Source organism: Rhizobium phaseoli (genome assembly GCF_003985125.1).
Lineage (GTDB): Bacteria > Pseudomonadota > Alphaproteobacteria > Rhizobiales > Rhizobiaceae > Rhizobium > Rhizobium phaseoli.
The window spans coordinates 39,569-66,426 of the sequence record NZ_ML133574.1; the positions used below are offsets into that span (position 1 = coordinate 39,569).

27 protein-coding genes are annotated in these 26,858 nt (G+C 61.2%); 11 read left to right on the top strand and 16 right to left on the bottom strand.

Annotated elements, in window-relative coordinates; genetic code table 11:
* Positions 1-305: 305 nt before the first annotated feature.
* Positions 306-2,060, top strand: coding sequence for a glucosidase family protein (locus tag EFD56_RS17905; RefSeq protein ID WP_126905913.1), 1,755 nt, complete (start codon positions 306-308; stop codon positions 2,058-2,060).
* 23 nt (positions 2,061-2,083) lie between these two features.
* On the opposite strand, the gene EFD56_RS17910 is transcribed toward EFD56_RS17905, so the two are convergent.
* Positions 2,084-2,698 carry a GNAT family N-acetyltransferase gene (locus tag EFD56_RS17910; protein WP_126905914.1) on the bottom strand — a complete coding sequence of 205 codons (615 nt, stop codon included), beginning with the start codon at positions 2,696-2,698 and terminating at the stop codon, positions 2,084-2,086.
* A 177-nt stretch (positions 2,699-2,875) separates the two neighbouring features.
* Between EFD56_RS17910 and EFD56_RS17915 the strand changes: the two genes are divergently transcribed.
* From EFD56_RS17915 to EFD56_RS17925, 3 genes are all read left to right on the top strand, one after another.
* Entirely contained in the window at positions 2,876-4,210 is a 1,335-nt protein-coding gene (locus tag EFD56_RS17915; RefSeq protein ID WP_016734075.1) for an extracellular solute-binding protein, read from the top strand.
* Between the two features lie 124 nt (positions 4,211-4,334).
* Entirely contained in the window at positions 4,335-5,228 is an 894-nt protein-coding gene (locus EFD56_RS17920) for a carbohydrate ABC transporter permease (protein ID WP_012483389.1), read from the top strand.
* Entirely contained in the window at positions 5,228-6,058 is an 831-nt protein-coding gene (locus EFD56_RS17925) for a carbohydrate ABC transporter permease (protein ID WP_016734074.1), read from the top strand. The genes EFD56_RS17920 and EFD56_RS17925 overlap by 1 nt, the downstream gene beginning before the upstream one ends.
* Here EFD56_RS17925 and EFD56_RS17930 read toward each other — a convergent pair.
* From EFD56_RS17930 to EFD56_RS17945, 4 genes are read right to left on the bottom strand one after another with little or no spacing between them, the layout of a single operon-like run.
* Positions 6,024-7,304: an O-antigen ligase family protein gene (locus EFD56_RS17930; RefSeq protein WP_016734073.1), complete on the bottom strand. Its 1,281-nt coding sequence runs from the start codon at positions 7,302-7,304 to the stop codon at positions 6,024-6,026. The two genes, EFD56_RS17925 and EFD56_RS17930, sit on opposite strands and share 35 nt — an antisense overlap.
* Positions 7,301-8,863 carry an undecaprenyl-phosphate glucose phosphotransferase gene (locus EFD56_RS17935; protein ID WP_126905915.1) on the bottom strand — a complete coding sequence of 521 codons (1,563 nt, stop codon included), beginning with the start codon at positions 8,861-8,863 and terminating at the stop codon, positions 7,301-7,303. The genes EFD56_RS17930 and EFD56_RS17935 overlap by 4 nt, the downstream gene beginning before the upstream one ends.
* Positions 8,864-8,919: 56 nt before the next feature.
* Positions 8,920-10,089 (bottom strand): glycosyltransferase family 4 protein, encoded by a 1,170-nt coding sequence (locus tag EFD56_RS17940; protein WP_126905916.1) that lies wholly within the window; start codon positions 10,087-10,089, stop codon positions 8,920-8,922.
* A gap of 3 nt (positions 10,090-10,092) precedes the next feature.
* Positions 10,093-10,668 carry a polysaccharide biosynthesis/export family protein gene (locus EFD56_RS17945; protein ID WP_012483394.1) on the bottom strand — a complete coding sequence of 192 codons (576 nt, stop codon included), beginning with the start codon at positions 10,666-10,668 and terminating at the stop codon, positions 10,093-10,095.
* Between the two features lie 190 nt (positions 10,669-10,858).
* Here EFD56_RS17945 and EFD56_RS17950 point away from each other — a divergent pair, with 190 nt between their 5' ends.
* A complete protein-coding gene (locus EFD56_RS17950) occupies positions 10,859-13,030 on the top strand; it encodes a GumC family protein (RefSeq protein ID WP_126905917.1) in 2,172 nt (723 codons plus the stop codon).
* A gap of 53 nt (positions 13,031-13,083) precedes the next feature.
* On the opposite strand, the gene EFD56_RS17955 is transcribed toward EFD56_RS17950, so the two are convergent.
* Together EFD56_RS17955 and EFD56_RS17960 are read right to left on the bottom strand one after the other, a co-directional pair.
* The gene (locus EFD56_RS17955) at positions 13,084-14,325 is read right to left on the bottom strand and encodes a GNAT family N-acetyltransferase (protein ID WP_126905918.1); all 1,242 of its coding nucleotides are present in this window, start codon (positions 14,323-14,325) and stop codon (positions 13,084-13,086) included.
* 118 nt (positions 14,326-14,443) lie between these two features.
* On the bottom strand, positions 14,444-14,653 hold the full coding sequence (locus tag EFD56_RS17960) for a DUF2842 domain-containing protein (RefSeq protein ID WP_126905919.1): 210 nt from the start codon (positions 14,651-14,653) through the stop codon (positions 14,444-14,446).
* Between the two features lie 113 nt (positions 14,654-14,766).
* On the opposite strand from EFD56_RS17960, the gene EFD56_RS17965 reads away from it, so the two are divergent.
* A complete protein-coding gene (locus EFD56_RS17965) occupies positions 14,767-15,870 on the top strand; it encodes a COX15/CtaA family protein (protein ID WP_126905920.1) in 1,104 nt (367 codons plus the stop codon).
* A 124-nt stretch (positions 15,871-15,994) separates the two neighbouring features.
* Here EFD56_RS17965 and EFD56_RS17970 read toward each other — a convergent pair whose 3' ends face one another.
* From EFD56_RS17970 to rplM, 5 genes are all read right to left on the bottom strand, one after another.
* Positions 15,995-16,786, bottom strand: a complete 792-nt coding sequence (locus tag EFD56_RS17970) for a sulfite exporter TauE/SafE family protein (protein ID WP_037138061.1) — start codon at positions 16,784-16,786, stop codon at positions 15,995-15,997.
* 4 nt (positions 16,787-16,790) lie between these two features.
* Positions 16,791-17,723: an N-acetyl-gamma-glutamyl-phosphate reductase gene (argC, locus tag EFD56_RS17975; protein ID WP_037118496.1), complete on the bottom strand. Its 933-nt coding sequence runs from the start codon at positions 17,721-17,723 to the stop codon at positions 16,791-16,793.
* 58 nt (positions 17,724-17,781) lie between these two features.
* Positions 17,782-18,744: an agmatinase gene (gene speB, locus EFD56_RS17980; protein WP_126905921.1), complete on the bottom strand. Its 963-nt coding sequence runs from the start codon at positions 18,742-18,744 to the stop codon at positions 17,782-17,784.
* Positions 18,745-18,944: 200 nt separating this feature from the next.
* Positions 18,945-19,412: a 30S ribosomal protein S9 gene (gene rpsI, locus EFD56_RS17985; protein WP_009998001.1), complete on the bottom strand. Its 468-nt coding sequence runs from the start codon at positions 19,410-19,412 to the stop codon at positions 18,945-18,947.
* 2 nt (positions 19,413-19,414) lie between these two features.
* Positions 19,415-19,879 (bottom strand): 50S ribosomal protein L13, encoded by a 465-nt coding sequence (gene rplM / locus EFD56_RS17990; protein ID WP_008521951.1) that lies wholly within the window; start codon positions 19,877-19,879, stop codon positions 19,415-19,417.
* Positions 19,880-19,958: 79 nt separating this feature from the next.
* Here rplM and EFD56_RS17995 point away from each other — a divergent pair, with 79 nt between their 5' ends.
* Complete coding sequence (locus tag EFD56_RS17995; RefSeq protein ID WP_126905922.1) at positions 19,959-20,168, top strand: hypothetical protein; 210 nt, start codon at positions 19,959-19,961, stop codon at positions 20,166-20,168.
* A 27-nt stretch (positions 20,169-20,195) separates the two neighbouring features.
* Here the strand turns inward: EFD56_RS17995 and EFD56_RS18000 are convergent, their stop codons facing one another.
* A complete protein-coding gene (locus EFD56_RS18000) occupies positions 20,196-21,074 on the bottom strand; it encodes a LysR family transcriptional regulator (RefSeq protein WP_097602609.1) in 879 nt (292 codons plus the stop codon).
* A 92-nt stretch (positions 21,075-21,166) separates the two neighbouring features.
* Between EFD56_RS18000 and EFD56_RS18005 the strand changes: the two genes are divergently transcribed.
* Together EFD56_RS18005 and EFD56_RS18010 are read left to right on the top strand one after the other, a co-directional pair.
* On the top strand, positions 21,167-21,397 hold the full coding sequence (locus EFD56_RS18005; protein WP_126905923.1) for a DUF1127 domain-containing protein: 231 nt from the start codon (positions 21,167-21,169) through the stop codon (positions 21,395-21,397).
* A gap of 94 nt (positions 21,398-21,491) precedes the next feature.
* Positions 21,492-22,319: an enoyl-CoA hydratase gene (locus tag EFD56_RS18010; RefSeq protein WP_126905924.1), complete on the top strand. Its 828-nt coding sequence runs from the start codon at positions 21,492-21,494 to the stop codon at positions 22,317-22,319.
* Here EFD56_RS18010 and EFD56_RS18015 read toward each other — a convergent pair whose 3' ends face one another.
* The gene (locus tag EFD56_RS18015) at positions 22,320-23,156 is read right to left on the bottom strand and encodes an EamA family transporter (protein ID WP_012483403.1); all 837 of its coding nucleotides are present in this window, start codon (positions 23,154-23,156) and stop codon (positions 22,320-22,322) included.
* 469 nt (positions 23,157-23,625) lie between these two features.
* Positions 23,626-23,949: a hypothetical protein gene (locus tag EFD56_RS18020; RefSeq protein ID WP_029531516.1), complete on the bottom strand. Its 324-nt coding sequence runs from the start codon at positions 23,947-23,949 to the stop codon at positions 23,626-23,628.
* A 119-nt stretch (positions 23,950-24,068) separates the two neighbouring features.
* On the opposite strand from EFD56_RS18020, the gene EFD56_RS18025 reads away from it, so the two are divergent.
* Both EFD56_RS18025 and EFD56_RS18030 read left to right on the top strand, forming a co-directional pair.
* Positions 24,069-24,497 carry a CoA-binding protein gene (locus tag EFD56_RS18025; protein WP_126905925.1) on the top strand — a complete coding sequence of 143 codons (429 nt, stop codon included), beginning with the start codon at positions 24,069-24,071 and terminating at the stop codon, positions 24,495-24,497.
* 148 nt (positions 24,498-24,645) lie between these two features.
* A complete protein-coding gene (locus tag EFD56_RS18030; RefSeq protein ID WP_064817917.1) occupies positions 24,646-25,929 on the top strand; it encodes an O-acetylhomoserine aminocarboxypropyltransferase in 1,284 nt (427 codons plus the stop codon).
* A 340-nt stretch (positions 25,930-26,269) separates the two neighbouring features.
* Here the strand turns inward: EFD56_RS18030 and EFD56_RS18035 are convergent, their stop codons facing one another.
* Complete coding sequence (locus EFD56_RS18035; RefSeq protein WP_245440606.1) at positions 26,270-26,506, bottom strand: SOS response-associated peptidase family protein; 237 nt, start codon at positions 26,504-26,506, stop codon at positions 26,270-26,272.
* Between the last annotated feature and the right edge of the window lie 352 nt (positions 26,507-26,858).

A 26,858-nucleotide genomic window follows, 5' to 3' on the forward strand; every position in this document is an offset into this window, starting at 1 on the left:
GGTGTTGGCTCTCAACTCTCACGTCTGAAGCTCAGCCTCCTCAGCTGATCGAAATTTAGTATATGGAAGTTGGCGATTTGTCTATGTCCTTGACAAATGGGAGGTCGCCTGTAGGCTGGGATCAACGCGCATTCAAATGCGTGATGAAAATAAACAGGGTCGAAGACAAGTATGCATCATACATATTGTCTGGGCAGCTGCATGTCCGCCAATATCGCCCGAAGAGGAACTGGTGCTCGCCGGTTCCGCAATCCTTCCATTTTGTTTTCCGCTGGCGCCTCAACCAAGCTGTTGGGGATTATTCCATGTTGAAACCCTTGGCAGATGGACAGCTGTCCTGCGAAAGACCAGTTCTACTGCCCGTCATGGCGCCGCGCCTTCAGGCCGATATTCACCCGGAGGGATATGCTGATCTTGCCCTGTGGGGCGCTGGCAATCTGGGACGGGTGAGATTCTCTGCAATCAAGGGGCCCTATACCTACGGTCCGAACCGGATTGTCTCCAAACATGGCGGCGTCTTTGTCGCACAGTCGCTGCCGGTGATGTTGATCAGCGGCGTGCGGCTTCTTGGCATATATCCGGCGCGTCGTTGTGCCTGGTGGCACGAGCCGGATGGGCAAAGCGCACGGGCGAGCGGCTCCAGGAACCATCATCGCCAGACCTTCGAAATGGGCTGGGGTGTGCTCATCGTGGAGGCCGTCGGTTCCGATCTGCGCATTGCCGTCGGCGCCTCAAGAGAGGAAGCCGAAAAAGCGATGGATCTCACCAACGAAGCCATCATGGCGCAAGCGGCCGACTATCTCGCGCGCTGCGATCTGGCACCCGATGGCGACCCGTTGATGCGCAGCATGGTCAGCCAGGGCATCCATGCCGCCCTTTCCAGCATCAGGTGCGACGAAAACGGCGCCTTCGCCGGTCTTGCCGCCGGACAGGCCTATAGCGCGCCGGCGCGGACCTATTACCGTGACGGCTATTGGACGATGCAGCCGCTTCTGACGCTGGCGCCGGAGGCGGTGCGCGACGAGATCCGGCTGCTCGCCAAGGGTGTACAGCCGGATGGAGAAGCCCCGAGCGGCGTGATTTTGACAGGGCCGGCGCAATCGGAGGCGTGGCAGCGATTTGTCGCGGACAGCAAGGCCAATCCCAAAACCCACAAAAGGGCAGTCCCGGAATATCACAACCGTCCCCAGGACTGGTGGAGCGACCACTTTGACAGCCCGCTTTTCTTCATTCTGTTCATCGACGACTATGTCGGTGCAACGAAGGACCTGGACGAGGTGCAGCTGCACTGGCCGATCGTTCGGGCGATCGTCGACCGCTATCTCAACCTGGCCGGCCCCGACAGCGTCCTGCCGGTAAAGCCGCGTAACGATCGGGACTGGGCCGACAACGTTTATCGCGAGGGCTTTGTCTCCTACGATCTCGGCCTTTTCGTCGGCGCCATGGATGCGGTGGCGAGGCTTGGCAAAGGGCATGATCCGGCTCTTGCCGAACGCGCCGGCAAGGCCGCAAATCTGGCCCGCCAGGAAATCGAGGCCAAACTCTTCGTCCCGGCCACGGGAGGATATCTCGACTATGGAACACCTGGTGTATTCGTCGAGGATCATCTGGCTCTCGACAGCCTGACTTTGTCGCGGTTCGGTGCCATTTCGCGGCCGAAGGCCGTTGGTCTGCTGAGAGCGTTTGAGGCCAGACTGGAAACGCGCAACAATCAGGAACAGCCCTATGGCAGCTGGGGTGTCATGTGCGCCTATCCGCCCTTCAAGCGGCCTGGCGATCTGCGATCCAAGACCGCTTTTCCCTACCGCTATCATAATGGCTCGGACTGGCCCTATTGGGATGGCGCCTATGCCGAGGAACGCCTGCGCCACGGACTTGGGGGCGCGCGCTATGCGCTGACACGCTGGTGGGAAACCTGCCTCGACAATGGCTGGATCGGCGCGGTCGAATATTTCTCGCCGCCCTATGGGCGCGGCTCCCTGCTTCAGGGCTGGAGCGCCATGCCGGCGGCGGTCGTTTTGAAATATGGGCTTGACGCCGCAAATTCGGAGCCAATGTGATGAACAGATTGGCTTCGTCGGCTCTAGCGGGATCGCTCGTCGATCCGCATTGCAAAGGCGACGGAGCCATCCTGCTCGAATTCGGAAAAGCCGAGATGACGGTAGAAGCCTCTGGCGCGTTCGTTGTTTGGATCGACCCCGAGATGCACGGCCGTGACCCCATGATTGCGAAGCGCCTGAAGCTCTGTGTCGATCAGCCGTCGTCCCCAGCCGCTTGCCTGAAGTCCGGGAAGAATGTTGATGTGAAGATGCGCCGGGTACTGGTCCTGAAGCCAGGGCGTTCCGCTGCGCGGATTTTGGATTCGCTCCAGCACGTCGGCATCGCGCGGACGGGCGGGCGCCAGTCCGGCGATCTCTCGGCGCACGGACGGCCACCAGTTTGCCGCGAGATTCCGGTCGAACAGGCTGGTGTCGGGGACGCCGATGACATAGCCGACCGGCCGGTCGCCCTGAACGAGAACAAAGGCAAAGTCTTTGGCGAACTTGAGATAGGGTACCGACCAGATGTAGCCCGGCAGATGCGGGTCGCTGTAAAGGGCGCTGGCATCGTGACCGCCATTCGCGGTCCTCAGGCAGATTTCAAAGAAGGCCTCAGTATCCGCTTCAATCGCGGGACGGATGAAGCAACTGGTGTCCATCACTATGCCACCTCCTGCGTGGCGCTTTGTCATTTGAGGTCACGAGAGGAGCTGATGCACTGACGATTACCTCAGATTCGCCGACCAGGCAAAGCTCTGGGGGAAGAAAACGCTCGGCCGGTGCCTCGGGCAAGGCCTGAGCGGGGAGTGGAGAATAAACCAAGTGAGGTGGAGCAGATGGAAAGAACCGTGAAATCGATCAGCATACTGCCGGCATACCGATTGAAAGCAGCTGTCGCGCTCGCCGGCGCGGCGCTTGTGAGTTTTGGCCTATCCGCCGCCCGCGCCGACGATCTGGCGGTGTGGGACGACCAAACCTTTGAGGGCCAGAGCGCGGTCATCGAACAGCTGAACAAGGAGTTCGAAGCCGCACATCCCGGTGTCACGATCAAACGCACCGCCCGAACCTTCGATGATATGAAGCTGACGCTGAAGCTTGCGGTTTCGGCAGGGGACGGCCCGGTCATCACCAAGGTCAACCAGGGCGCCGGCGACATGGGCGCGATGGTCAAGGAAGGTTTGCTCCTGCCGGTTGACGAATACATCAAGAAATATGGCTGGGATAAGCGGCAGTCGGATTCCGTGCTTGCCAGAGATCGCTGGGAGGGGACGAAATTCGGGGTCGGTAAGACCTACGGCATATCGGGTCTCGGTGAGATCGTCGGCCTTTACTACAATAAGAAGATCCTCGACGACGCGGGCGTGGCGCTGCCGAAGACCTTCGAAGAGCTTTTGGCCGATCTCGACAAGCTCAAGGAAAAAGGCGTTGCGCCCTTCATGATGGGCTCGGCCAAGCAGCATCTCGCCCTGCACATGATCGGCGCTATCGATCAAGCGCATATCGACGCGGCCAACCGCGCCGAGCTTGACGACCTTATCTACGGCAAAGGCGGCTCCTGGAACACCAAGGGGAACATCGAATCGGCCAAACTCGTGCAGAAATGGGCGCAAGGCGGCTATTTTTATCCCGGCTTCGAGGGCATCTCGGGTGACGACGCCGTCCAGCTGTTCATATCAGGGCAGGGCGCATTCCTGATCTCCGGGACCTGGTATTTCGGCGACATGCAAAACAATCCGGATATCGGCTTCATGGCCATTCCCGCTCCGAAGGGTGTTTCCAAGCCCATGAGCGTCGGCGGCGTCGATCTTGCCTGGGCGATAACGAGCCTTGCCAAAGACAAGGCGAAGCAGGACCTGGCCGGCGAGTACATCGACTATATGGTGTCTGAAAAGGCCGCTGAAAGCTGGGCCGCGGCAGGCTATCTTCCGGCAACATCGCTCCCGGCGGATGCAAAGCCGAAGCTCACGCCGCTCCTGACCGCTGGCATCGAGATGTGGAAGACGCTTAACGCCAACGATGCGCTCGGCCATTACCCCGATTGGTCGAGCCCGACGATGCTGAAGACAATCGACGACAACACGCCGCTTCTCTTGTCCGGCAAGATCACGCCCGAAGCCTTTGTCGATGCCATGGACAAGGACTATCAGGCCTATTTGAAGGATAAGAAATAAGGGAGTGCGGACGCCGGTCGCGCCCCCCGGGTGGTTCGACCGGCGTCCTGTTCCTCACGCTGAAGGAGCGTTGCGAGCTTACCGCTTGCTGCGCGATGACCAGAGATTTGGCAGGGAGTACTGGATGAAACGCTCCGCACTGGATGGAACGCAACAGACCAATTTCATCTATTTATTGCCTGGATTGCTGCTCTATGGAGCGTTTGTCTTTGGGCCGATTGTCGCGGCTTTGGGTTTGAGCCTGACCAGTTGGGACGGACTGACCATGCCGAGATGGGTTGGGCTCGGCAACTACGCCGCTCTCTTTTCCGACAGCCGTTTTTACATTGCCTTGCGCAACAATGCCGAGCTCATGATCTTCTACTGCGTCCTGCCGCTCGTGCTCGGCATCACGCTTGCCGCCTGCGTGTGGAATCTGAAGCAGCGCGAGCAACTCGCCCTCAGAACCTTCCTGTTCCTGCCTTACATTATGCCGACTGCCGTGCTGGGCATCATCTGGGCATGGCTCTACAATCCGGCATTCGGCCCATTCAATCAGTTTCTGAGAGCGGTGGGATTGGGCAGCTTCGCATTGCCCTGGCTCGGAGATTTCAATTTTGTGCTCCCCGCGGTCGGGATCGTTGCCACTTGGTATTTCTTCGGTTTTTGCATGGTGATCTTCCTCACCGGAATCCAGCGCATCGATCCATCCCTTTTCGACGCCGCCAAGGTCGACGGCGCGTCGCCGCGAAAGACCTTTTTCTGGATAACGCTGCCGCTTCTGATGCCTGAGATCAGGGTGGTTTTGCTTCTGACGGTCATTGCGTCGATCAAAAGCTTCGACCTGATTTTCACGATGACCCGCGGTGGACCCGCCAACGCGACGCTGGTGCCGAATATCTACATGTATCAGCTCGGCTTCGAGCTCAATCGCTTCGGCGCCGCAGCCGCGATCGCCATTGTCGGCGCCCTGCTGACATTCGCAATCAATTTCGCAATTCACCGGCTGGTGGGCTCCAGAAGCAAAGGGTTGGCTTGATGAGCCGTTCGTTCAACATTCCCGCCGCGCTGTTCCTTCGCATTGTCCTCTGGCTCCTGGCTTTCGTAACGATCACCCCGTTCCTGCTTCTGTTGCTGACCTCGATAAAGAGCAAGGCTGACGTCCTGAAAGGCGCATTCGCCCTTCCGGCCTATCCGCATTTCGAAAATTACTTCGATGCCTGGAATGCCGGGCATTTCAACATCTACTTCTGGAATTCGATCGTCGTCGTCATACCCGTCGTTGCCGCAAGCGTCTTCCTGGGCCTGCTGACCGGTTTTGCCTTCGCCTACCTGTCATTTCCGCTGCGACGCACGCTGTTCGCGATCCTGACGCTCGGCATGATGGTGCCGGCGGAGGCTTTCATCATCCCGCTTTATTATGAAATGCGCTATCTCGGGCTGATCAACACCTATGCGGCTCTCATCATCCCGCAGATCGCCATGTCGATACCCTTCTCTACGATCTTCCTTGCCAGCGCGATGCAGCAATTGCCGGAGGAGGTGCTCGAAGCGGCGGTCCTCGATGGCGCCGGACGCTTCTATATCCTGCGCAAGATCGTTATCCCGCTGATGATACCGGCAATGTCGACGCTGGCGCTGTTCTTGTTCATCTGGACCTGGAACGAGTTTCTCATTCCGTTCATCCTGGTCAATGACGACGCCTATCGGACGCTGCCCCTCGGCATGCTGTTTTTCCAAGGGCGTTACACCGTCAACACGCCGGTTCTGACCGCCGGCGCTGTGATCGTCATTTTCCCGCTGATCCTGACCTATCTCATCTTCCAGCGGCGGTTTATTGCCGGTCTGACGGCAGGTGCGACGAAATAGGTTGCGTCGCTCCTCTCGACCTCAGGCTGCGCCGGTGGCGCGCTTCCAGCGCCGCGCAGCCCCAGACCGTGCCGAGCAGCAGATAGACGTGGCGCCAGTGGTCGATGTCGATGACATTGCCGATCGTCGCATGGCCGAGGACGGAGATCCAGGCGACCATCAGGAAGGGTTGCCATGGCCGGTCGAGCAGCAGGTTTCGGAAGCCGATCGCCAGCGTCCAGACGAGCATGCCGACATAGCTGACAAAGCCGAGCCAGCCATAGGTGGTGAGCGACTTCAGCCAGATATTGTGCTCGTCTTCGGGAAACATCGTACCGAACACCAGCGGGCCGATGCCGAGCGGGCGCTCCATCATCATGGTGAAGCCGATCCGGTGGCGCTCGAAGCGGCCAAGATGCTCGCCGTCATATTGCTGCACCAGCTGGGCACGTGTCGAAAACAGTTCGGCGACCTTTGGAATCTGCAGCGCCACCAGCAGCGACGCGACCAGCATGATGATTGCCGCCAGCGACAGCACCAGGACTCTCAGGCGAAAGGCGCCGCTGCGTTCCTTCAGCAACATGATGAAGATCAGCAGCAGGACGCCGAGCGCGAACAGGCCCCAGGCGGCGCGGGAAAAGGAGAGGAAGATGCCGAGCGCCAGCACGAGCAGGGCGGCGGCCTTCAGCGGCGATTTCTTCAGGTCCCCGGCCAGGATGCCGTGAATGAGATGGAGCGACGGCGGCACCAGAAAGGGGCCGAAGACGTTCGGATCCTGAAAGGCGCCCTTGGCTCGGTCATAGAGCGTGAAGATTTCCGCACCGGGAAAGGCATGGAAATAGCCGAGCACGCCGAGTGCCGATGTGGCGACGGCCGCGAAGGTCCAGGCGTTGAAGATCAGCGGCAGCCGTTTGTGGCTGTCCTCGATGATCGCCGCGTAGAAGACCGCGGTCAGCGCCAGGAAGGTCGACACGGCGATATACATCGGCGCCGTCGCCAGATCCTTCATCTGCGTCAGCGACAGCATGCCGCCGATATTGAAGGTGAGCAGCAGGGCAAGCAGGGGCGCCACGCCGCGTGAAATCCTTAATCCCAGGATAAACCAGAGGCCAATCAGCCCGGCCATCCAGAGTTCGTAGGGTGCCGGCTCGTCGATCACGAAACCGGAGAGAAAGACACCGAAGGCGACGAAGGCGGAGCCGATCAGACGCAGCGTCATCCGCTGCGGCTGGGCGACACGCGGATATGTCGCCTCGACCGCGCTCAATAGGCGTTTTCCGTGTTGAGCAGCCGGATCGGCGTCAGGAACAGGATCTTCAGATCGAACCAGAGCGACCAGTTTTCGATGTAATAAAGGTCATAGGCCGTGCGGAACTTGATCTTCTCGTCATTGTCGACCTCGCCGCGCCAGCCGTTGATCTGCGCCCAGCCGGTGACCCCGGGCTTGACGCGGTGGCGGGCGAAATAACCCTCGACGACATCGCCGAAGGCGCGGTCGCGAGCCTGGGCGAGAACGGCGTGCGGGCGCGGGCCGACCAGCGAAAGTTCGCCTCTCAGCACGTTGAAAAGCTGCGGCAACTCGTCGATCGAAGTCTTGCGGATGATGCGGCCGACGCGGGTGACGCGCGGATCGCCCTTGGTCACCGCGGCCTTGCCTGTGGGGTCGGCCATGTTGGTGTACATCGAGCGGAACTTGAAGACGTTGATGATTTCGTTGTTGAAGCCATGGCGCTTCTGCATGAAGAAGACAGGGCCTTCGGAGGTCGCCTTGATGGCGACAGCCGTGATCAGCATCAGCGGCCACAGCAGGGCCAGCGCGACCAGGGTGAAAAAGATGTCGAAGCCGCGCTTGGCGACGGAATCCCAGTCGCGGATCGGCTTCTTGAAAATGTCGAGCATCGGCACCGAGCCGACATGCGAATAGGCGCGCGGCCGGAAGCGCAGCCGATAGGCATGCGCCGCGAGACGGATATCGACCGGCAGAATCCAGAGCTTTTTCAGGAGGTCGAAGATGCGCGCCTCGGCCGACAGCGGCAGGGCGATGATCAGCATGTCGATGCGCGTCAGCCGCACGAATTCGACGAGCTCGGCCACGGTGCCGAGCTTCGGATAACCGGCGACCATGATCGGCGAGCGTTTTTCGCCGCGGTCGTCGAAGATGCCGCAGATGCGAATGTCGTTGTCGGCCTGCTGTTCGAGGATGCGGATCAGCTCCTTGGCGGGCTCGCCGCCGCCGACGATGACGGCGCGCCGCTCCATGATTCCATTGCGCGCCCAGTTGCGAATGCCGTAGGCAACGAGGAAACGCTCGCCGGCAAGGAAAAACGCACCGGCGGCAAACCAGGGGAGATAGGCTTCGGCCATCATCCATGTGGTGCCGCGCACGAGCGCGAACAGGCCGGTGGTGAAGAGGAGGGCGATCGCCCATGCGACGAGGATGCGCGGCATCAGCCGCAGCCTCGCCCGAAGGGCCGGAATGGTGTAGGTGTCGGCAAGCTGCAGGCAGACCACGGTCAGGGCGGAGGCGATTGCCGCCATGCCTGCCCGCACCAGCAGGGGTTCGCTGCCGTCGCCGGGTGCGAAGAAGTGAACGATCAGGGCGATCGAAAAGAGGGCCAGGAATTCCAGCAGCCGTAACTGCCCGATGATGATGGCAGGCGAACGGGTTCCGTCGCGGAACTGCTCGGCGATCTGCCGGGCATAGGGGTTGATTTCGATCGGTTCGGATGCCTGCTCCCGACCTGCATTGCGTCGCGCCTCGATGTCGGAGACCTGCTTGCGCAGCGCTTCCACGTCGAAAGGATCGCTTTTTTCCAGCTTGTTCATGGGGTTTTGTCGCTCGTTGTCAGCAAGCGAAATACCAGAAAGCCCCTAAGAAATATTTACGAGGCTGTCGACATTGCCTGGCCTGCGGCGGGATCGACCAGCTCATGATACAACTTCAGCACATCACGCGCCATCACGGCGGAGGAAAAGACCGCCTTGACCGCCTCCGGCTTCGGCATCGTCCTGGCGTGCCAGCCGGGCATGCTCAGCGTTTCCGCCATCACGCGGGCGAGATCGTCGGCATTGCCGGGCTCCACCAGTGCCGCGCTGTCAGCGCCGAGCACCTCGGGAATGCCGCCGACGCGGCTGGCGATGATTGTCTTACCGGCGCCGAGGCCCTCGAGGACAATATAGGGCATGGCTTCGGCGCGCGATGGAACGACAAGGTTCTGCGCCATCGAAAACGCTTCGTGGACGCGCATTGCCGGCAGCATGCCGATGCGCTTGCCAAGGCCGCGTTCGACCATCATCTCGCGGTAACGGTCCCGGTCAGGCCCATCACCGATCATCAGCGCCGACAGCGGCCGGCCGAGCAGCCGCTCGGTCTTGGCAAAGGCATCGACAAACAGATCGGGACCCTTGAGGTCCCGGAGCATTCCGACATAGATGAAATGGACGGCGTCCGAGCGGGTGGGGATCGGTTCGAAATCACGCTCGCTGATGCCGTTATAGATCAGTCTCGTCTTCGTCCGTGGCCTGCCCACCTTGTGCATATAGGTGTCGCGCTCATATTCGCAGATAAAGACCAGCGCGTCGGTGAAATATTCCTGCAGGCGCTCCATCCTGAGGACGAACTGTCCGCTGAGCGAGGAGCGCGAATAATGCAGGCTTCCGCCATGCGCGGTATAGAGGCGGGCTACGCGATACCTGTTCACCCGCAGGGCTGAGCCGGCAAGTCGCGCGAGCACGCCGCCCTTGGCGCCGTGCCCGTGCAGCACATCCGGCCGCAAACTTTTGATTTTCTTGTATGTATCCCACATCGTCGCAATGTCGGACGGGCTGATCGAGCGCCGAATCGGCACGCGCGTCAGGCCGAGCGAGAGATAGGGACGAATATCGTCGAACAGGCTGTCCTCGTGCTCGCCGCCGGTCGAGCTGTCGCAGAGGATGCCAATGTCATGGCCGGCCTTGGCGTGCTCCTCGACCAGGTCGCGGACATGGCGGAAGATCCCGCCGACCGGCGACCTGAAGCAGTGAAGGATGCGGAGCGGCTTTTGTTTTCCCATTGCTCAGAAGAGCCGTTCGCGGACGTAGATCGTGTCGCCGGCGATGATCGGCCCCGAGATGTTGATGCGGCCGGTCAGCACCTGTCCGTTGATCTTGCGGGTGACGTCGACCATGCTCTGGTTGGCGCGGCTGCTGAAGCCGCCGGCAACGGCGATGGCATTCTGCACGGTCATGCCGGGAACATAGGCATACTGACCGGGCTGGCCGACTTCGCCCATGATGAAGATCGAGCGGTAGCGATCGACGTCGATGGTGACGTCGGGATCGCGAAGATAGCCCTGCTGCAGCTTCTGGGCGATCTGTCCGGAGAGTTGCTGCAGCGTTCGGCCGCGGGCAGGGACCTGGCCGATAAGGGGGAAGGCGATATAACCGGCCTGATCCACCGTATAGGTATTGGTCAGGCTCTGCTGATCGAAGACGGTGATGCGCAGCCGATCGCCGCTATCGAGCGTATAGGGCTGGATGGTTGCCTCGTTGAAGGCCTTCGGCGCCGGCTTGTACGTCGTGCAGCCGCCCAATGCTGCCGTCATGGCTGCAAGGCTCAGGGCCAAAAGGATTTTGGGCGGGGCGACAGACATCCGCTGGTGCTCACAGAAAATGAACTTGGTGAGATCGTTATCGATCCGTTAGGGTTAATGCCCGGTAAAAGACCGCCGACAATTTCCGGCGTTCTTTGCCGATCCCACTTATTTCTTCGTAAGGTTACCATTAACCGTTGAGTTACCACGGTCGTTTACGCTTATGGCACCTTTGTTGTGGAGTAAGAGTATGTCCGGCGTAGCGCGTGATCAGGATGTGGACATCGACCTCGGCCAGCTGGTTCGCGCCGTCTGGGCGCGCCGGCTCAGGATTTTGACGATCACGCTCGTGGGGGCGGGCGTCGCCTTTGCCGGCGCCAAGATCATGTCGCCGCAATACCGCAGCGAAACACGCATCCTCATCGAACCTCGCGCACCGGCCTTCGCCAGCACCCAGCAGGTAAACGACGCTGGCGCCGGTCCGCTGATGGACGAGCTGAATATCGCCAGCCAGGTGCAGCTGTTGCAATCTGCCGATCTCTTGAAAAAGGTGATCAACGACCTGAAGCTCTACAATCTGCCGGAATTCGACGATGCCGCTAACGGCTCGGCGCTGAGCAGCATCCTGGTGAAGCTGCATCTGAAGAAGAACCCGATGGAGAACCCTCCGGAAGAGCGGGTGATCGACGCTTTCGTCGAGCGGCTGCAGGTTTATCAGGTGCCGGGCTCGCGCGTCATCGGCATCAATTTCACCTCGAAGGACCCGAAGCTCGCCGCCGCCATTCCGAACGCCATGGCGAATGTCTATCTTTCCACCCAGAGCGGCGCCAAGCTCGATTCCAACTCCGAGGCGACGCGCTGGCTGGAACCGGAGATCGAAAGCCTGCGCCGCAAGGTCAGCGAGGCCGAGAAGAAGGTCGCCGAATACCGCACCAGCCACGGGCTCTTACAGACGAACGGCACGACCACTTTTCCCGCCCAGCAGCTGAACGACATCTCCGCCGAGCTCACCCGCGTGCGCGGCGACAAGGCCAATGCGGAGGCGAGGGCGCAGGCGGTGCGCAATGCGCTGTCGTCAGGCGAAGCTTCCGACACGCTGCCTGACATCATGTCCTCGCAGGCGATCCAGCGGTTGAAGGCAACGGAATCGGGTCTGCAGTCGCAAATATCGGATCTGCAGACCAGCCTTCTCAACAGCCATCCCAGGCTGAAAAGCCTGCGTGCCCAGCTTGCCGATATTCGCACCCAGATCCGCCAGGAGACGCAGAAGATCCTGGCGAGCATCGAAAACGAGGCCAAGGTCGCCGACCTCCGGGCAAGCGAGCTCGAGCGGCAGAAGGATACGGTGCAGGCCAACAGCGCCCGCGCCGGCGAGGACGAAGTCGGTCTCAATGCGCTCGAGCGCGAGGCGACCGCCCAGCGTCAGCTGCTCGAAACCTATCTGGTGCGCTACCGCGAGGCCGCCTCCCGCGCCGACAGCAATTCGAGCCCGGCCGACGCCCGTATCGTTTCCAAGGCCATCGAGCCGGTCGATCCCTATTTCCCCAAGGTCGTGCCGATCGTCGTCGTCGCAGCCGTCGCCACATTGATCCTCAGCGCCATCGTCACAATGCTCGCCGAACTTTTCAGCGGCAGGGCGCTTCGCCCGATCGATGCGCGTCCTGAGACAATCGAGACGGAAACGGTCGCCGAAGAGAAGATTGCGCCGCAGGCAGCCCCTGTCGCCGCCGCCCGAAGGCCTGCCCAGCCGAGCATGCTCGCGGTGGTCGCCGACGAAGAGGATGATGCGATCGACCAGGAGGAGGAGACTGCCGCGGAGCTGCCGCAGGACGACAATGAATTCTCCGTCACCTCGGTTGCCGATTATCTCACCGGCAGCCGGGCGCCGCTGGCAATCGCGATATCTCCGACCGGTGACGATGGATCGGCAGCGACGGTTTTGCTGACCCGCATTCTCGCCGATGCCGGCCGCCGCGTTATCCTGATCGACATGACCGGTTCCGGCCATCCCACGGAACTGATGGCCGACGACCAGGCCGCTGCCGGCGTCACCGACCTGCTGTGCGGCGAGGCGGCCTTCGGCGATACCATCCACAGCGACCGGTTTTCCGATGCCCATCTGATCCCACAGGGCCGGAGCGACGTCCGCCGCGCCATGCGCGGTGTCGATCGGCTGTCGCTGCTCCTCGATGCGCTGGCGGCTGCCTACGACCTCGTTGTCGTCGAATGCGGCGCCGCCGATGTCGCCGGCGTCTCGCGCCTGACGCGCAGCCGGGATGTCGAGATCATCCTCTCCCTGCCGCAGCTCGAGGAGACCGTTTTCGTAACACTGATGACGGAATTCCAGGCCGCGGGCTTCGAGCGCGTCGTGCTGATGTCGGACGGCGAAGCGGCAGAGCAGAGGTTCGGCGAGGCGGCCTGACGCATGGCGGCATGCTGCTATTGTAGCAACCCTATGCGCCGGACAAAGACCGCTCAGCCGATCCTTGCGCGGATCCCCTGGGCGAATTTATAGAGCTTCGGGCGCGCCTTGATATGCGCCTTACCGCGCGTGACGATCCGGTGCGCCGCGCCGGCGGCGACGCCGATCGGCGAAACCGGCAGCACCACGTCGTAATGCGCGGTCTCGACCGGCGCCCAGGATCGTTTGTAGGTCTGATCGCCGAGGCCGAAATCGAACAGGGCGATGCCTTTGCCGTGCAAACCCGAGATGATCTGCCAGTAGAGGAATTCGCCGGGGCTCGTATCCGGCACCAGGTCTTCGTCGATCGCCCCGAATTGGCAGATGACATGATCGGCCTTGCGCGAGATGCCCGAGATCGCAGCGATCCGGTCCTCATTTCCGCCCTTCAGCCGCAGGGCATGCATCTGCAGGCCGAAGGACTGCCCGGCATCATCCCGCCTGTCGATGAGGCCGTGCAAAAAGGCCTGTGTTTCCCGGTCGGCAAAGACGTCGGGCAGGCCAAGGCTGGCGAAGCGGATGCTCTTCAGACGGAAGAAGATATCGAGCAGGCGATGCTGTTCTTCCGATGTTTCGGGGACGACGTATTCGACACCGCCGGCGGCCTCGAAACGCCGCGATTGAACGCGGAATTTCTTGCGCCGGCTCTTGGCATTGATCTGTTTCAGCGTCTCCTCGAAAACGGCAAGGAGCGGCAGTTGATAGGCGTGGTTCTGGTTTTGCACCATCGGCAGCCCGGTGAGCGGGGTCGGCCGTCCGCGCCATTCCAACGGAATGTTCTGCAGCAACAGCAGATCGGCCCGCCCCTTCAATGCATGCTGAAGCTGACGAGCGAATTTTTCGGCGTCGATGCTCCCGCCACTTTCGGCGAAATTCCCGGAGAAAAGACCGGTATTGATATTGCTGTGATCGGCAGCGATGAATTTCGCGACGGCAAGGCCACGCGACTTGACGATCTCGACCGGCAGAATGAAGGCCGTCTCGCCGGCATAGGTGCCTTTGAGGATCGCCAGCGGCCGTTGAAAGGCGTTTACCCAGGCGCTACACCAATCGTAGCTCTGATGGAGCGACTGGAGATTGTCGACCTCCAGAGCCCGCCAATCATCTTCCAACGGCTGCATCGCATCGAAAACTGCGATGTCGATTTTCGCCATGGCAAGTTTCATGCTCACCTGGCGTAGGCGTGAAATTGCCGTGTCGGCCAGCGCTGCGTCGTCTGACGGCTGTTCGTAGTCATCGAGCTTTTGCGTCTGCACGGGAACTCTCCAGTCAAAATGCTGAGCGGGAAGTTAGGAATGCAGGACGTATATTTGGTTTAATCGTCAGCCATCAGCGAGGTTTTCCGCCGATCACGGTTATCCGGCCGTTAATGGCTTACTGCCCCCGCGGTCCGGCCATCCATTTGATGATCACCATCGCCGGCAAGATCCAAAGCAGGCCGGTGAGCAGGAAGTAGAGCAGGTGACCCCACCAGGGCGCGTTGCCGAGTGTCGCCACCGCGATCGTGTTCGCCACTAGCGCATAGACGAGCACGAGTACGATGATGAGGATCGTGCCGATGAATTTGCGGAGGCGGACGGGCATCGCTTATCTCTTCTATGGGTGGCGCGGACGGCGCGACGGCATGCCGCAAAGGTTCGGGGCTTGTTTTGCATGAGCCGGTGGGGCAAATCAACTGCCGGATAGAAGGAGACATCATGGCCGTCGCAAACCTCACCTCGGAACAGGCGATCCTCACCGAAGTGCGCAAGCAGAACCGCGATCGCCGCGCCTTGCGGCTGTGGCTCGGCTTCGTGCTTCTGGCGCTCTTCTGTCTCGTGCTCGTCGGGGGCGCCACGCGGCTGACCAATTCCGGCCTGTCGATCACCGAATGGAAGCCGATCCATGGTGTCATTCCGCCGCTGTCGGCAGCGGAATGGGACGAGGAATTCCGCCTCTACCAGCGCATCCCCGAATTTCGGCAATTGAACAGCTCGATGACCGTCGACGAGTTCAAAGGCATTTTCTGGTGGGAATGGGCCCACCGGCTGATCGCCCGCGGCATCGGCGTGATCTTCGCGCTGCCGCTCATCTTTTTCTGGCTGACCGGGCGGATCGAAAGGCGCCTGCGCTGGCCGCTCGTCGGCATTCTGGCGCTCGGCGGCCTGCAGGGTTTTATCGGCTGGTGGATGGTGTCCTCGGGTCTTTCCGTCCGCACCGACGTCAGCCAGTACCGGCTTGCGACACATCTCGTCATGGCCTGCCTGATCTTTGCCGGCTGCATGTGGATCATGCGCGGGCTCTCGCCACATTCCAACGATCCGGCGCCGGCGCGCAGTTCGCGCGGGTTTGCCGCCGTCATCGCCGTCTTCGCGCTGTTCCAGATCTATCTCGGCGCGCTGGTGGCCGGGCTCGACGCCGGATTCTCCTATAACACCTGGCCGCTGATGGACGGCGCCGTCATTCCCTCCGATTTGCTGATCCAGCAGCCGTTCTGGATCAACGCCTTCGAGAACCCGAAGACGGTGCAGTTCATCCATCGCATCGGCGCCTATACGCTCTTCGCGCTGACACTGATCAACATGGTGATTGCCCTTCGCGCAGCACCTTGGACCACGCATGCCCGCCGCGCCGTCGTGCTTTTCTCGCTGGTGACGCTGCAGGCGGCGATCGGCATCGCCACGCTCTTGATGCAGGTGCCGCTTCACTGGGGCCTGCTGCATCAGGCCGGCGCTCTGGTGGTCTTCGGCTTCGCCGTCGCCAACTGGCGCGGCTTTTACGGCGAATACCCGCACGCCACGGCAATCGCGGAGCGCGATTGAAGCGCGAGCCGTTTAGAGCATGATGCCGAAAAATGCAGGCGGTTTTCGGACGACATCATGCTCTAACTCTTTAATTTAGAACAGGATTAAATTTTAGGACCGCCGGGCCTAAAATCATTCTGTTCTAGCGCAGCACGCTGTCGAGCAGCGGCATGCCGATAATGGCCGCGGCGGCAATCAGCACGTAACAGGCAATGCGGAAGGTTCGTTCCTCAGCAAGGCCGAACAGTTTCGAGCCGCCGTAGAGCCCAACTGCATAACTCGGCAAAATGACGGCCGTCAGGGCAAAGACGGCCGGCACGAACAGTCCGCCGATATAATAGCTGATGGCGCTGAAGACGGACGAGATCGAGAAATACAGCACGACATTGGCCCTGACGCGCGTGAAGTCGCTCTTGCCGCCGAGCCAGTAGGCGACGACTGGCGGTCCGCCGAGCTGGGCGGCGCCGCTGAACAGGCCGGCAACCAGCCCGACGCCGCTGCTGAGCGGTGCCGAAGGCGCGCCGTGATAACGCCATCCCGAGACGAGAAGCGCGAGCAGTGCGATGGCGATGATCGTGATGCTCCAGCGCAGGAGCGTCGGGTCGAGCAGTGCCAGCATCGCGGTGCCGGCCGGGACGCCCAGTGCCGCACCCGCCGCCATGACGAAGACTTCGGGCCGGTTGGCGCCGCGCCAGGCGGGTGGGATCATCCCGAGCGTGGCGATGCCGTCGATGACGAGCAGGATCGGCGAGACCAGCTTCGGACCGATGATGGCGCCACCGAGCGGAATGAAGATCAGCGCCGCCCCGAAACCGGAAAAGCCGCGGGCGAGCCCGGCGATGAAGGCGAAGGCCATCAGGGCATAGATGCCGTGATCGGGCAGGGCGGCGGCAAACCAGGCCTGCCCGTCAGTGATAAGCGCATCCAGCGTCATGACGTCAGGAGGCGAGCATCAGGTCCATATTCTGCACGGCGGCACCAGAGGCGCCCTTGCCGAGATTGTCGAGCAGCGCCACCAGATTGACCTGGGAACCGCCCGGTGTGCCGAAGACGAAGAGCTTCATCGTGTCCTTGCCTTCGAGTTCGACGGCATTGACGCGCGCAAGCGCCTTGCTGTCGGCAAGCGGCACGACGGTCACGATGTCCTGGCCGGCATAATGGGCGGCGAGTGCGGCATGAATGCTTTCCATCGTCGTGCCCTCGGCGAGATCATCGAGATGCAGCGGCACCTGCACGATCATGCCCTGCGCGAACTTGCCGACCGATGGCGAGAAGATCGGTGCGCGGTCGAGCAGGCCGTGCACGGTCATTTCGGGCACGTGCTTGTGGGTGAGGGGAAGACCATAGAGGAAGTGCGGCGCGGTGATCGCATCCGGGTGATCCGGATTTTCCATCTGGGCGATCATCTGCTTGCCGCCGCCGGTATAGCCGGAAACCGCATTGACCGTGACCGGGTAGCCGTCCGGCAGAATGCCGGCGGCACGCAGCGGCCGGATCAGGCCGATTGCGCCTGTCGGATAGCAGCCGGGGTTGGCGACGAAACGTGCGGCCTTGATCTTGTCGGCCTGCGCGCCGTCCATTTCGGCAAAGCCGTAGGCCCAGCCGGGATTGACACGGAAGGCGGTCGACGTGTCGATGACGCGCACATTGTTGTTGGCCGAGACCATCTGAACCGCTTCCTTCGATGCATCGTCGGGCAGGCAGAGAATGGCGATATCGGCGCTGTTCAGCATGTCCTCGCGCATGGCGGCGTTGCGCCGCTCGGCCTCGGGAATGGACAGAAGTTCGACATCGCGGCGGCCGCCCATGCGCGTGCGGATCTGCAGACCCGTCGTGCCGTGTTCGCCGTCGATGAAGATTTTCGGTGCCATGTTAACCTGCGCTTTCAATGGGTTCAGAAGGTTTACGGATTCATTTTGGGATAATAAGTCAGCCTTGTGACACGGCGATGGCGCGTCGCTCCGCATGAAGTCCCAGCATATACATCGCCACCGTTGCCCCGGCAATGGCGGTGATGTCGGCGTGGTCGTAAGGCGGCGAAACCTCGACGATATCGGCGCCGCGAATATCGAGCTGATGCAGGCGCTGCAGCACCGAAAGGATCTTGGCGCTCGACGGTCCGCCGGCGACCGGGGTGCCGGTGCCGGGCGCAAAGGCCGGATCGAGGCAATCGATATCAAAGGTGAGATAGGCCGGCGCGCCGCGCGTGTGGGAGATGATCGCCGAAGCGATGTCGCCGGCACTCATATCCTCGACCTGATGGCCATAGAGAATATTGATGCCGCAATCCTCCGGCGCATGGGTGCGGATGCCGATCTGGATCGAGCGATCCGGGTCGATGATGCCTTCGCGGGTGGCCCGCGCGACGAAGGAGCCATGGTCGATGCGCCGCTCTTCGTCGAACCAGGTGTCCTGATGCGCGTCGAACTGCACGAGCGCCAGCGGCCCATGTTTTGCCGCATGGGCTTTCAGCAGCGGCCAGGTGACGTAATGATCGCCGCCGAGCGTCAGCAGAAAAGCGCCGCTGTCGAGGATCACCTTCGCCTGGCGTTCGATGGCGCCCGGCGTATCCTGGTGATTGCCGTAATCGAGCAGGCAATCGCCGTAGTCGACCACCGCCATGTCGGCGAACAATTCGCGGTTGAAGGGATATTGCGCATCATTGTCGAAGATCGCCGAGGCGCGACGGATTGCCTGTGGGCCGAAGCGCGTGCCCGGCCGGTTCGACGTCGCGGCGTCGAAGGGAATGCCCCAGACGGCGACATCGACGCCGGAAAGTTCCTTGGTGAAGCGGCGGCGCATGAAGGAGAGCGCGCCGGCAAAGGTCGGATCGCTGGCGGCAGAGGTGAGGCTGGTCGCCGTGAAAGCGTGATCGATGGTCTTGTTCGCCAAGAGGGGACTCCTTTTTCGGTCGTGAAAGGTCAAGGCGTCGACAACGGGTAGGCGACCGGACGGCGAATTTCAAGCGATCGAAATGGAGGTGGCGGCAAAAGCATGCGGCGATGCCGGCGTGGAAGGAGATGCCGGCCGACCACGCACAACAAAAAGGCCGGGTTTCCCCGGCCTTCGTAAATTCCGTCTGTCCGAAGCGATTAACGCTTGGAGAACTGGAAGGAGCGGCGGGCCTTTGCCTTGCCGTACTTCTTGCGTTCGACGACGCGGCTGTCGCGGGTCAGGAAGCCACCCTTCTTCAGCACCGAGCGCAGGCCCGGCTCGAAGTAGGTGAGCGCCTTGGACAGGCCGTGGCGAACGGCACCGGCCTGGCCGGAGAGGCCGCCGCCGGCAACGGTTGCGACGATGTCGAACTGGCCGTCACGGGCAGCCGCGACGATCGGCTGGCGCAGGATCATCTGCAGCACCGGGCGGGCGAAATAGTCCGCGAATTCCTTGCCGTTGACGATGATCTTGCCGGAGCCCGGCTTGACCCAGACGCGGGCGACGGCGTTCTTGCGCTTGCCGGTCGCGTAGGAGCGGCCGAGCGAATCGACTTTGCGGACGTGCGCCGGAGCAGCAGCTTCGGAAGCCGTGCCGAGATCCTTCAGGGAGGAGAGGTCAGCCATGATCAGGCGCTCCTTACGTTCTTTTTGTTGAGCGCGGCAACGTCGAGGGCGACCGGCTGCTGGGCTTCATGGGGATGGTTGGCGCCGGCGTAGACGCGCAGGTTCTTCATTTGGCGACGGCCGAGCGGGCCACGCGGAACCATGCGTTCGACGGCCTTTTCGAGGACGCGCTCCGGAAAGCGGCCTTCGATGATCTGGCGCGCGGTGCGCTCCTTGATGCCGCCGGCGTAACCGGTGTGCCAGTAGTAAACCTTGTCGGAATACTTCTTGCCGGTGAAAACGACCTTGTCGGCGTTGATGACGATGACGTTGTCGCCGTCGTCAACATGGGGGGTGAAGGTCGCCTTGTGCTTGCCGCGCAGGCGCATAGCGATGATGGAAGCGAGACGGCCAACGACCAGCCCTTCGGCGTCGATGATCACCCACTTCTTCTCCACCTCTGCAGGCTTCTGGGAGAAGGTAGCCATAGTGAATACTCTCTTTTGGGACCCTTGCCCGAAGGCTTAAAAGGGCGTTTCTTGTTGCTTGGATTGGCAGGCGCAAGACATGCCAAAAAGAAAGCAGCCCGGAAGGCTGCGTTCTGGCGCGGTGTATAAAGGGAATGTGACATCGGGTCAATATCGACATTTTAGACGATCTGAAAAAAACGGAAATAAAAACAGCGGCTTATCTGTGAGGTATTATGGCACCTCAAATTTCCTCGGCTCGCAGGATCGCCATGCTTTGGTTTTGACGCTGCCGACGACTTGGATTTGACACGCCGAGCCACGGTTGCGAGCGCTCCTAACCCTTGAACTCCCGCAGGCATTTCATCACTTCCCGAAGGCCGCGTGTCAGATGTTTGTCCCGGCGCAGAACCATGCCGAGGCGGCGCGTGAGCTTTGGTTTCAACGAAGATGTCGTCACGAGGCCGGCGTGGTCGCGCTTTAGCGCAAGCCCCGGCAGGATCGACCAGCCGAGCCCCACGGCCACCAGTTCCTTGATCGCCTCGACGCTGCCGAACTCCATCGCGGGACGGGTCCTGATATCGGGGGCGGCCAGCCAAGCGTCGATTGCCCGCCTGGTATTGCCTCCTTCATAAAGTAGCAGCGTCCTGTCGCGCATGAAGGCAGCGTCCGGTCCGCCCTCGGGCACGAGGCTGCCGACGGGTGCGACCGCCAGCAATTCCTCCTCGTAGAACGGTTCGATCTCGAAGTTTCGACCCGAGGCCGGCAGAGCGACGACGGCGATGTCGAGACTGTTGGCCTCCAGATCGCGCAGAATATCGTCGGCATTGCCGATATGGACGGTGATTTCGAGGCCGGGCATGGAATTCCTGGCGGCGGCGATGGCGCGCGGGAGCAGGTGGATCGAGGCGGTGCCGCCGCTGCCGATGCGCACGCGGCCGCTGGCGCCATCTCTGTGTGGCAGCATCGCTTCTTCCGCAGCGGCCGCTTGCTGAAGCAGACGCCTTGCGTGCGAAAGCAGGTCGAGGCCTGCCGCCGTCGGCTGCGCCCGCCGTCCGACACGCTCGATTAGCCGGACGCCGAGCCGCTGTTCGAGACTTTTGACCTGCAGGCTCACAGCCGGTTGCGTCACGCCCTCCTTATCGGCGGCGGCCGTAAAGCTTCCGAGATCGGCGACGTTGACGAAGCTCGCGAGCTGATCGAGATTCAGCGGCATCCAAAGAAATCCTTATGCATATGATAATATCCATAAGCTTCTTTCGCAGTTCGTTCCAGGGCATCTTTTCCCCGTTGAGAAAGGATAAAGAGATGACCCTGGAACTCGGCGAGAGATTGGCGACACCGCCCAACGCGCTTCGCTCGAAACTTCGCGAGGTGGTGCGCCTGGGCCGGCGGCTGCCGGCGGCCATCGAGTGTTGGCTCGAAAAGCGGCGCAGCCGCCGCAAACTGTCGGAACTCACCGATGACGAGCTTCGCGATATCGGTCTGACCCGTGCACAGGCGACGGCCGAGATAGCGAAATCGTGGTTCTGGTCCTAATCACGCCGTGGCGGAGAGGGCGGATCCTGCTCGAAATTGGCGGCGCCTTGTGGCAGAACAGCTGTGTGGAAAATCAAGCGCAGGGAGCAGCATCATGGCCGAAATCGTATCCTTTCGAAAGGACGCGGACAGGGCGGACGGGTTGTTGCTCCGTTCGCTGCGCGATGGCGTGCTGCGGCTTGTGCTCAACGACCCGCCGGCCAACGCACTTTCGATCGCGCTTCTGCAAGCGTTAATGGCCGAGCTCGAGAAGGCGGGATCGGACGCGGATGTGCGCGTCGTCGTCATCGCCTCGACCGGCTCCGTCTTTTCCGCCGGCCATGACCTCAAGGAACTCACCGCCCATCGTGTCGACGAAGACCAGGGCGCTGCGTTCTTCGAGAAAAGTTTCCGGCTCTGCGCCGATCTGATGCTGAAGATCACCCATCTGCCGAAACCTGTTATCGCCGAGATCGACGGGCTTGCAACCGCTGCCGGCTGTCAACTTGTTGCCTCCTGTGATCTGGCGATCTGCACGGACACGTCGACGTTCTGCACGCCGGGCGTCAATATCGGCCTGTTCTGTTCGACGCCGATGGTGGCGGTAACCCGTGCCGCCCATCGCAAGCAGGCGATGGAGATGCTTTTGACCGGCGAGACCATCGATGCTTCGACCGCCAAGGACTTCGGTCTCGTCAACCGCATCGTGCCGAAGCAGTATCTGGCGCAGGTCGTTGCCAAATATGCGGCGGTGATTGCCGGCAAATCGCCATTGACGCTGAAGATCGGCAAGGAGGCCTTCTATCGCCAACTCGACCTGCCGGTGGAGGCGGCCTATGACTATGCCTCCAAGGTGATGGTGGAGAGCATGCTGACGCGGGATGCGCAGGAGGGCATCGGCGCCTTTCTCGGCAAGCGCAAGCCGGAATGGAAAGGCGAATGATCACGCCAGCTTCAGAACCAGCACGCCGGCGGCGATGACGACGCCGGCGGCGTAGCGCCAGATTCCGGCTTTTTCCTTGAACACGACGACCGAGATCACCAGCGCGAAGACGATCGCGGTTTCCCGCAATGCGGCGACGGTCGCGACCGGGGCCTTCGTCATCGCCCAGAGCGCCAGTCCGTAAGATGCAATCGAACCCGCGCCGCCGATAAGGCCGCGCCACCAGTTGCGGCGAACGTGGCGCAACACGGCCGCGCTGCCGCGCCGGGACGCCGCCCAGGCAAACAACAGGATGGGCGGCAGCAGCGACATCCACAACGTATAGGAAATTGGGTTGCCTGAAAGGCGCGCGCCGATGCCGTCGACATACGTGTAGCTGGCGATGACGAAGGCATTGGCAATGGACAGCACGACGGCACGGCCGCTGCCGCGACGCGCCTCCAGAGCGAGTGTCAGAACGCCGGCTGAGATCGTCATGATGCCGGCGAGCGCGGCGCCGGAAAGGTTTTCCCTGAGGACGAAACCGCTTGTCGCGGCGACCAGCAATGGCGCGCAACCACGCATCAGCGGATAGACCAGGCCGATATCGCCGGCCCGGTAGGCGGCAGCAACCAGCTGGAAATAGACGAATTGCAGGATGGCCGAAGCGCCGATAAACGGCCAGGCCGCGCTTTGCGGCAATGGCAGAAATGCCAGAAAAGGCAAGGCCGATACCGCGCCGCCGGCCGAAATCAGCGCTGCATCAAGGGATTTGTCGCTTCCCGCTTTGACGATCGCGTTCCATGTTGCATGCAGCAATGCGCCGAACAAAACGAGCAGGATGACGTCGAGTGGCAATGACAGATCCGGGACAGCGGGGGAGGACAGGCGCTTCGCCCCGACGGGGCAAACTTCTGGAAAGACAACTGCGATTTGCACGAAATGCAATGCCATGGTCGCGGATGCCTTGCCGTCTGCAATATCACCCTTTCAATATCCAAACAATGGCGGGTGTATCCGACAATTTTTACGTGCGCGCGATATGCGTTCAATCCACGCGATCTTCTCAACTATGAGATGCTGCTAATGAACGACGGAACATATAGCGAATATACAGAGAACTAAAGGAGAAAGTACCTGGAAGGTTTTCGAGGGGATTATTCTATGTTGCTGAAATACAGATATTATTCTATAACTTTGACATACGACAAAAATAAAGCTTTTGATTGCAAACTATCTGAAAAATCGCAGCGCGGGATTGAGCCTGCCAACATTCGCAAGCGCGAAGGGGGTAGGGCGCCTGCCGCAGTTACGGCGGCAAAAAACCTCAGAGCTGATACTGTGGAATGAACAGCATCCCGTCAAGGTTGTCTATGTTCTGACAGTTCAGAACGGGGCAGCGGGGATCATCTTTCGAGGGGATATGCGTCCACTCCGCATAGTCGGTCGCGTCGCAATAATGGCTGTTGCGGACGTAACGATCATAAAGGGGCAGACCGCGGGGAGATTGATAGCGGAAGATCACGGCGCCCTGATTGTGGATGGCGGCGCGCACGCTGGCACAGCTCATGGTGAGGGGATTGTAGCGCGAGATTGCCAGCGCCGGCGATGCGACGAGCACGAGCATGAGGGCAAGAGCGATTTTTTTCATCGAATCATCCTCAGAAAGTATCCGATTCATATATACGGGAAAGGCGCGCATCTGGTTTCACGCCAAAGCAAAAATCGCGCGCGCCGTGGCGAAAGACTTTCGCAAGTGGAGAAGCGGACATGAATCACGACAGCTACACGGATGATTTTCTCTCCGGCATCCTGCATTCGGTGAAGACCATCGCCCTGACCGGCGCTTCGCCCAATCCCGCGCGGCCGAGCAACGGCGTCATGGGCTATTTGCTGTCGCGCGGCTATGAGGTCATTCCGGTCAACCCGGGGCAGGCGGGTAAACAGATCCATGGCCGCACTGTCTATGCCCGGCTCGCCGACATTCCTGTGCCGATCGACATGGTCGACGTCTTTCGCGCTGCCGAATATCTGGGCGGCGTCGTCGAGGAGGCCTTAGCGCTGAGACCGTTACCAAAGGTCATCTGGGCGCAGCTGGGCGTCCGCGACGAGGCGGCTGCGGCAAAGGCGGAGGCCGCCGGCATCAAGGTAGTGATGAACCGCTGCCCGGCGATCGAATATCCCCGGCTCATTGCCTGATCTTCATTGCCCGGTCTCATTGCTTGCGCTGCGCGCCCCCTGCAGAGACGGATTTTCCACCGAACGCCCGTGGGTTGAAACGGATCACGATTAACTTTCGTCCCGGAGAGGCTATGATCCCGCCCGTCAACAACAGCTGGAGGACGACATGGCCAAGAATGATCCGGGATTCAACACGTTGGCGATCCATGCCGGTGCGCAGCCCGACCCGGCAACCGGCGCGCGGGTAACGCCGATCTACCAGACGACCGCTTACGTCTTCAACGATTCCGATCATGCTGCCGCACTCTTCGGCCTGCAGGCCTTCGGCAATATCTACACCCGCATCATGAACCCGACGCAGGCCGTGCTGGAGGAGCGCGTCGCAGCGCTCGAAGGCGGCACGGCGGCCCTTGCCGTCGCCTCCGGCCATGCGGCGCAGATGATTGTCTTCCACACCATCATGCGCCCCGGCGAGAATTTCATCGCTGCCCGCAGGCTTTACGGCGGCTCGATCAACCAGTTCGGCCATGCCTTCGAGAATTTCGGCTGGCAGGTGCGCTGGGCTGATTCCGCCGATCCGGCAAGCTTCGAAAGCCAGATCGACGAGAAGACGCGCGGCATCTTCATCGAAAGCCTCGCCAATCCCGGCGGCACCTTTGTCGATATCGCGGCGATCGCCGAGGTCGCGCATCGCAACGGCCTGCCGCTGATCGTCGACAACACGATGGCCACCCCCTATCTCATCCGCCCGATCGAACATGGCGCCGACATCGTCGTGCATTCGCTGACGAAATTCCTCGGCGGCCACGGCAATTCCATGGGCGGCCTCATCGTCGACGGCGGCACCTTCGATTGGTCGAAATCCGGCAATTACCCGATGCTGTCGAGCCCGCGGCCGGAATATAACGGCATGGTCCTGCACGCGACCTTCGGCAATTTCGCCTTTGCCATCGCTGCCCGCGTGCTCGGACTGCGCGACCTCGGACCGGCGATCGCTCCCTTCAACGCCTTCCTGATCCTGACCGGCATCGAAACGCTGCCGCTGAGGATGCAGCGTCACAGCGACAACGCGATCGCCGTGGCGCGATGGCTGAAGGCGCACAGCAAGATCGCCTGGGTGAATTATGCCGGCCTCGACGACGACCCGAACCACGCCCTGCAGCAGCGCTATTCGCCGAAAGGCGCAGGCTCTGTCTTCACCTTCGGCGTCAAGGGTGGTTACGAGGCGGGCAAGACGCTGGTCGAAGGCCTCGAGCTCTTCTCCCATCTTGCCAATATCGGCGACACCCGCTCGCTCGTCATCCACCCCGCCTCGACGACGCACCGGCAACTGAGCGACGAACAGAAGACCGCCGCCGGCGCCGACCCAGACGTCGTGCGCCTTTCGGTCGGCATCGAGGACGTCAAGGACATCATCGCCGATCTCGAACAGGCGCTCTCGAAGATCTGACTCTCCTTCGCAGCAAACGTTTGGAGTTCGCAGACTACCTTTGTCGGAGTGCAATTATAGCGGCAGCGTTTACCGTTGGCTCTGAGCGCGGAAATGCCGTGAGAGGTCGTTTGCGTCCTATCAGACCTCACGCTGACATCGGTCGCTCTCCGCCATGTGCTCCTCATCAGCGGCGAGGTGCAGTCATTACGAGTGGGAATGTCGGTCGCGGCGTGGCCAGGAGGCGAGGGAATTCCCCCTGTTTCGAAACCAAGTGCTTGGTCGAGCCCATGCCGCCCTCGCGCTCCTTATCCCGCCTCGGCGCAATTCGCCAAGAGGGAAATCCCGGCTGCTCGGGCTGTCAGCCCGTCAACTCCAGCCATTGGAAGAAACCGCTTACCGGGATGAGGTAGCGGCGCGATTGGTAAGCGTCCTGGCATAGCTCATTCGAAGCTATATCTTCAGTCCGAGCGTGGACGAACGGCTGGCGACGCGGCCGGTCCATCCATGACGGAATGAAGCCCCAACGAGCAATGGCGATGGCAGGCTTTGGACGATCCCGCTGGCGCTCAGCGTTTTGAATGATGACATGGTACACCTCTGCGGGGGCACCGTTGTATCTCGGGAGTCGGTCGCCCAGATCGTCGACGTTACCCCCGCTTAGCTAAGCTAAAACTTTCGGCCAGCTCTTCAAACGAACGATTGATGTAGACGCGACGGCACATTCGAATCTTGTACATATTCCTGGGCGGCCGATCTGGCTGCCGGTGCGCCACGTCAATACATAGCGGTCTTCAGCATTTTCCAATCTCCCCTGTGGTCATTCAGGCATTCGCCACAGATTATGGTCGCCCAGACGGGGGACCTAAGTCGGGCTGGCAACCTTACGGCCGCTGCACATATTGTTTTTGAGGCAATATGAGGTCCATGGGAGGGGCAGGGCGGAACAG

Coding starts and splice junctions, on each gene's coding strand:
- EFD56_RS17905 (WP_126905913.1), top strand. CDS start 306: ATGTTGAAACCCTTGGCAGATGGACAGCTGTCCTGCGAAAGACCAGTT.
- EFD56_RS17910 (WP_126905914.1), bottom strand. CDS start 2,698: ATGGACACCAGTTGCTTCATCCGTCCCGCGATTGAAGCGGATACTGAG.
- EFD56_RS17915 (WP_016734075.1), top strand. CDS start 2,876: ATGGAAAGAACCGTGAAATCGATCAGCATACTGCCGGCATACCGATTG.
- EFD56_RS17920 (WP_012483389.1), top strand. CDS start 4,335: ATGAAACGCTCCGCACTGGATGGAACGCAACAGACCAATTTCATCTAT.
- EFD56_RS17925 (WP_016734074.1), top strand. CDS start 5,228: ATGAGCCGTTCGTTCAACATTCCCGCCGCGCTGTTCCTTCGCATTGTC.
- EFD56_RS17935 (WP_126905915.1), bottom strand. CDS start 8,863: ATGAACAAGCTGGAAAAAAGCGATCCTTTCGACGTGGAAGCGCTGCGC.
- EFD56_RS17940 (WP_126905916.1), bottom strand. CDS start 10,089: ATGGGAAAACAAAAGCCGCTCCGCATCCTTCACTGCTTCAGGTCGCCG.
- EFD56_RS17945 (WP_012483394.1), bottom strand. CDS start 10,668: ATGTCTGTCGCCCCGCCCAAAATCCTTTTGGCCCTGAGCCTTGCAGCC.
- EFD56_RS17950 (WP_126905917.1), top strand. CDS start 10,859: ATGTCCGGCGTAGCGCGTGATCAGGATGTGGACATCGACCTCGGCCAG.
- EFD56_RS17960 (WP_126905919.1), bottom strand. CDS start 14,653: ATGCCCGTCCGCCTCCGCAAATTCATCGGCACGATCCTCATCATCGTA.
- EFD56_RS17965 (WP_126905920.1), top strand. CDS start 14,767: ATGGCCGTCGCAAACCTCACCTCGGAACAGGCGATCCTCACCGAAGTG.
- EFD56_RS17970 (WP_037138061.1), bottom strand. CDS start 16,786: ATGACGCTGGATGCGCTTATCACTGACGGGCAGGCCTGGTTTGCCGCC.
- argC (WP_037118496.1), bottom strand. CDS start 17,723: ATGGCACCGAAAATCTTCATCGACGGCGAACACGGCACGACGGGTCTG.
- rpsI (WP_009998001.1), bottom strand. CDS start 19,412: ATGGCTGACCTCTCCTCCCTGAAGGATCTCGGCACGGCTTCCGAAGCT.
- rplM (WP_008521951.1), bottom strand. CDS start 19,879: ATGGCTACCTTCTCCCAGAAGCCTGCAGAGGTGGAGAAGAAGTGGGTG.
- EFD56_RS17995 (WP_126905922.1), top strand. CDS start 19,959: ATGCCAAAAAGAAAGCAGCCCGGAAGGCTGCGTTCTGGCGCGGTGTAT.
- EFD56_RS18000 (WP_097602609.1), bottom strand. CDS start 21,074: ATGCCGCTGAATCTCGATCAGCTCGCGAGCTTCGTCAACGTCGCCGAT.
- EFD56_RS18005 (WP_126905923.1), top strand. CDS start 21,167: ATGACCCTGGAACTCGGCGAGAGATTGGCGACACCGCCCAACGCGCTT.
- EFD56_RS18010 (WP_126905924.1), top strand. CDS start 21,492: ATGGCCGAAATCGTATCCTTTCGAAAGGACGCGGACAGGGCGGACGGG.
- EFD56_RS18020 (WP_029531516.1), bottom strand. CDS start 23,949: ATGAAAAAAATCGCTCTTGCCCTCATGCTCGTGCTCGTCGCATCGCCG.
- EFD56_RS18025 (WP_126905925.1), top strand. CDS start 24,069: ATGAATCACGACAGCTACACGGATGATTTTCTCTCCGGCATCCTGCAT.
- EFD56_RS18030 (WP_064817917.1), top strand. CDS start 24,646: ATGGCCAAGAATGATCCGGGATTCAACACGTTGGCGATCCATGCCGGT.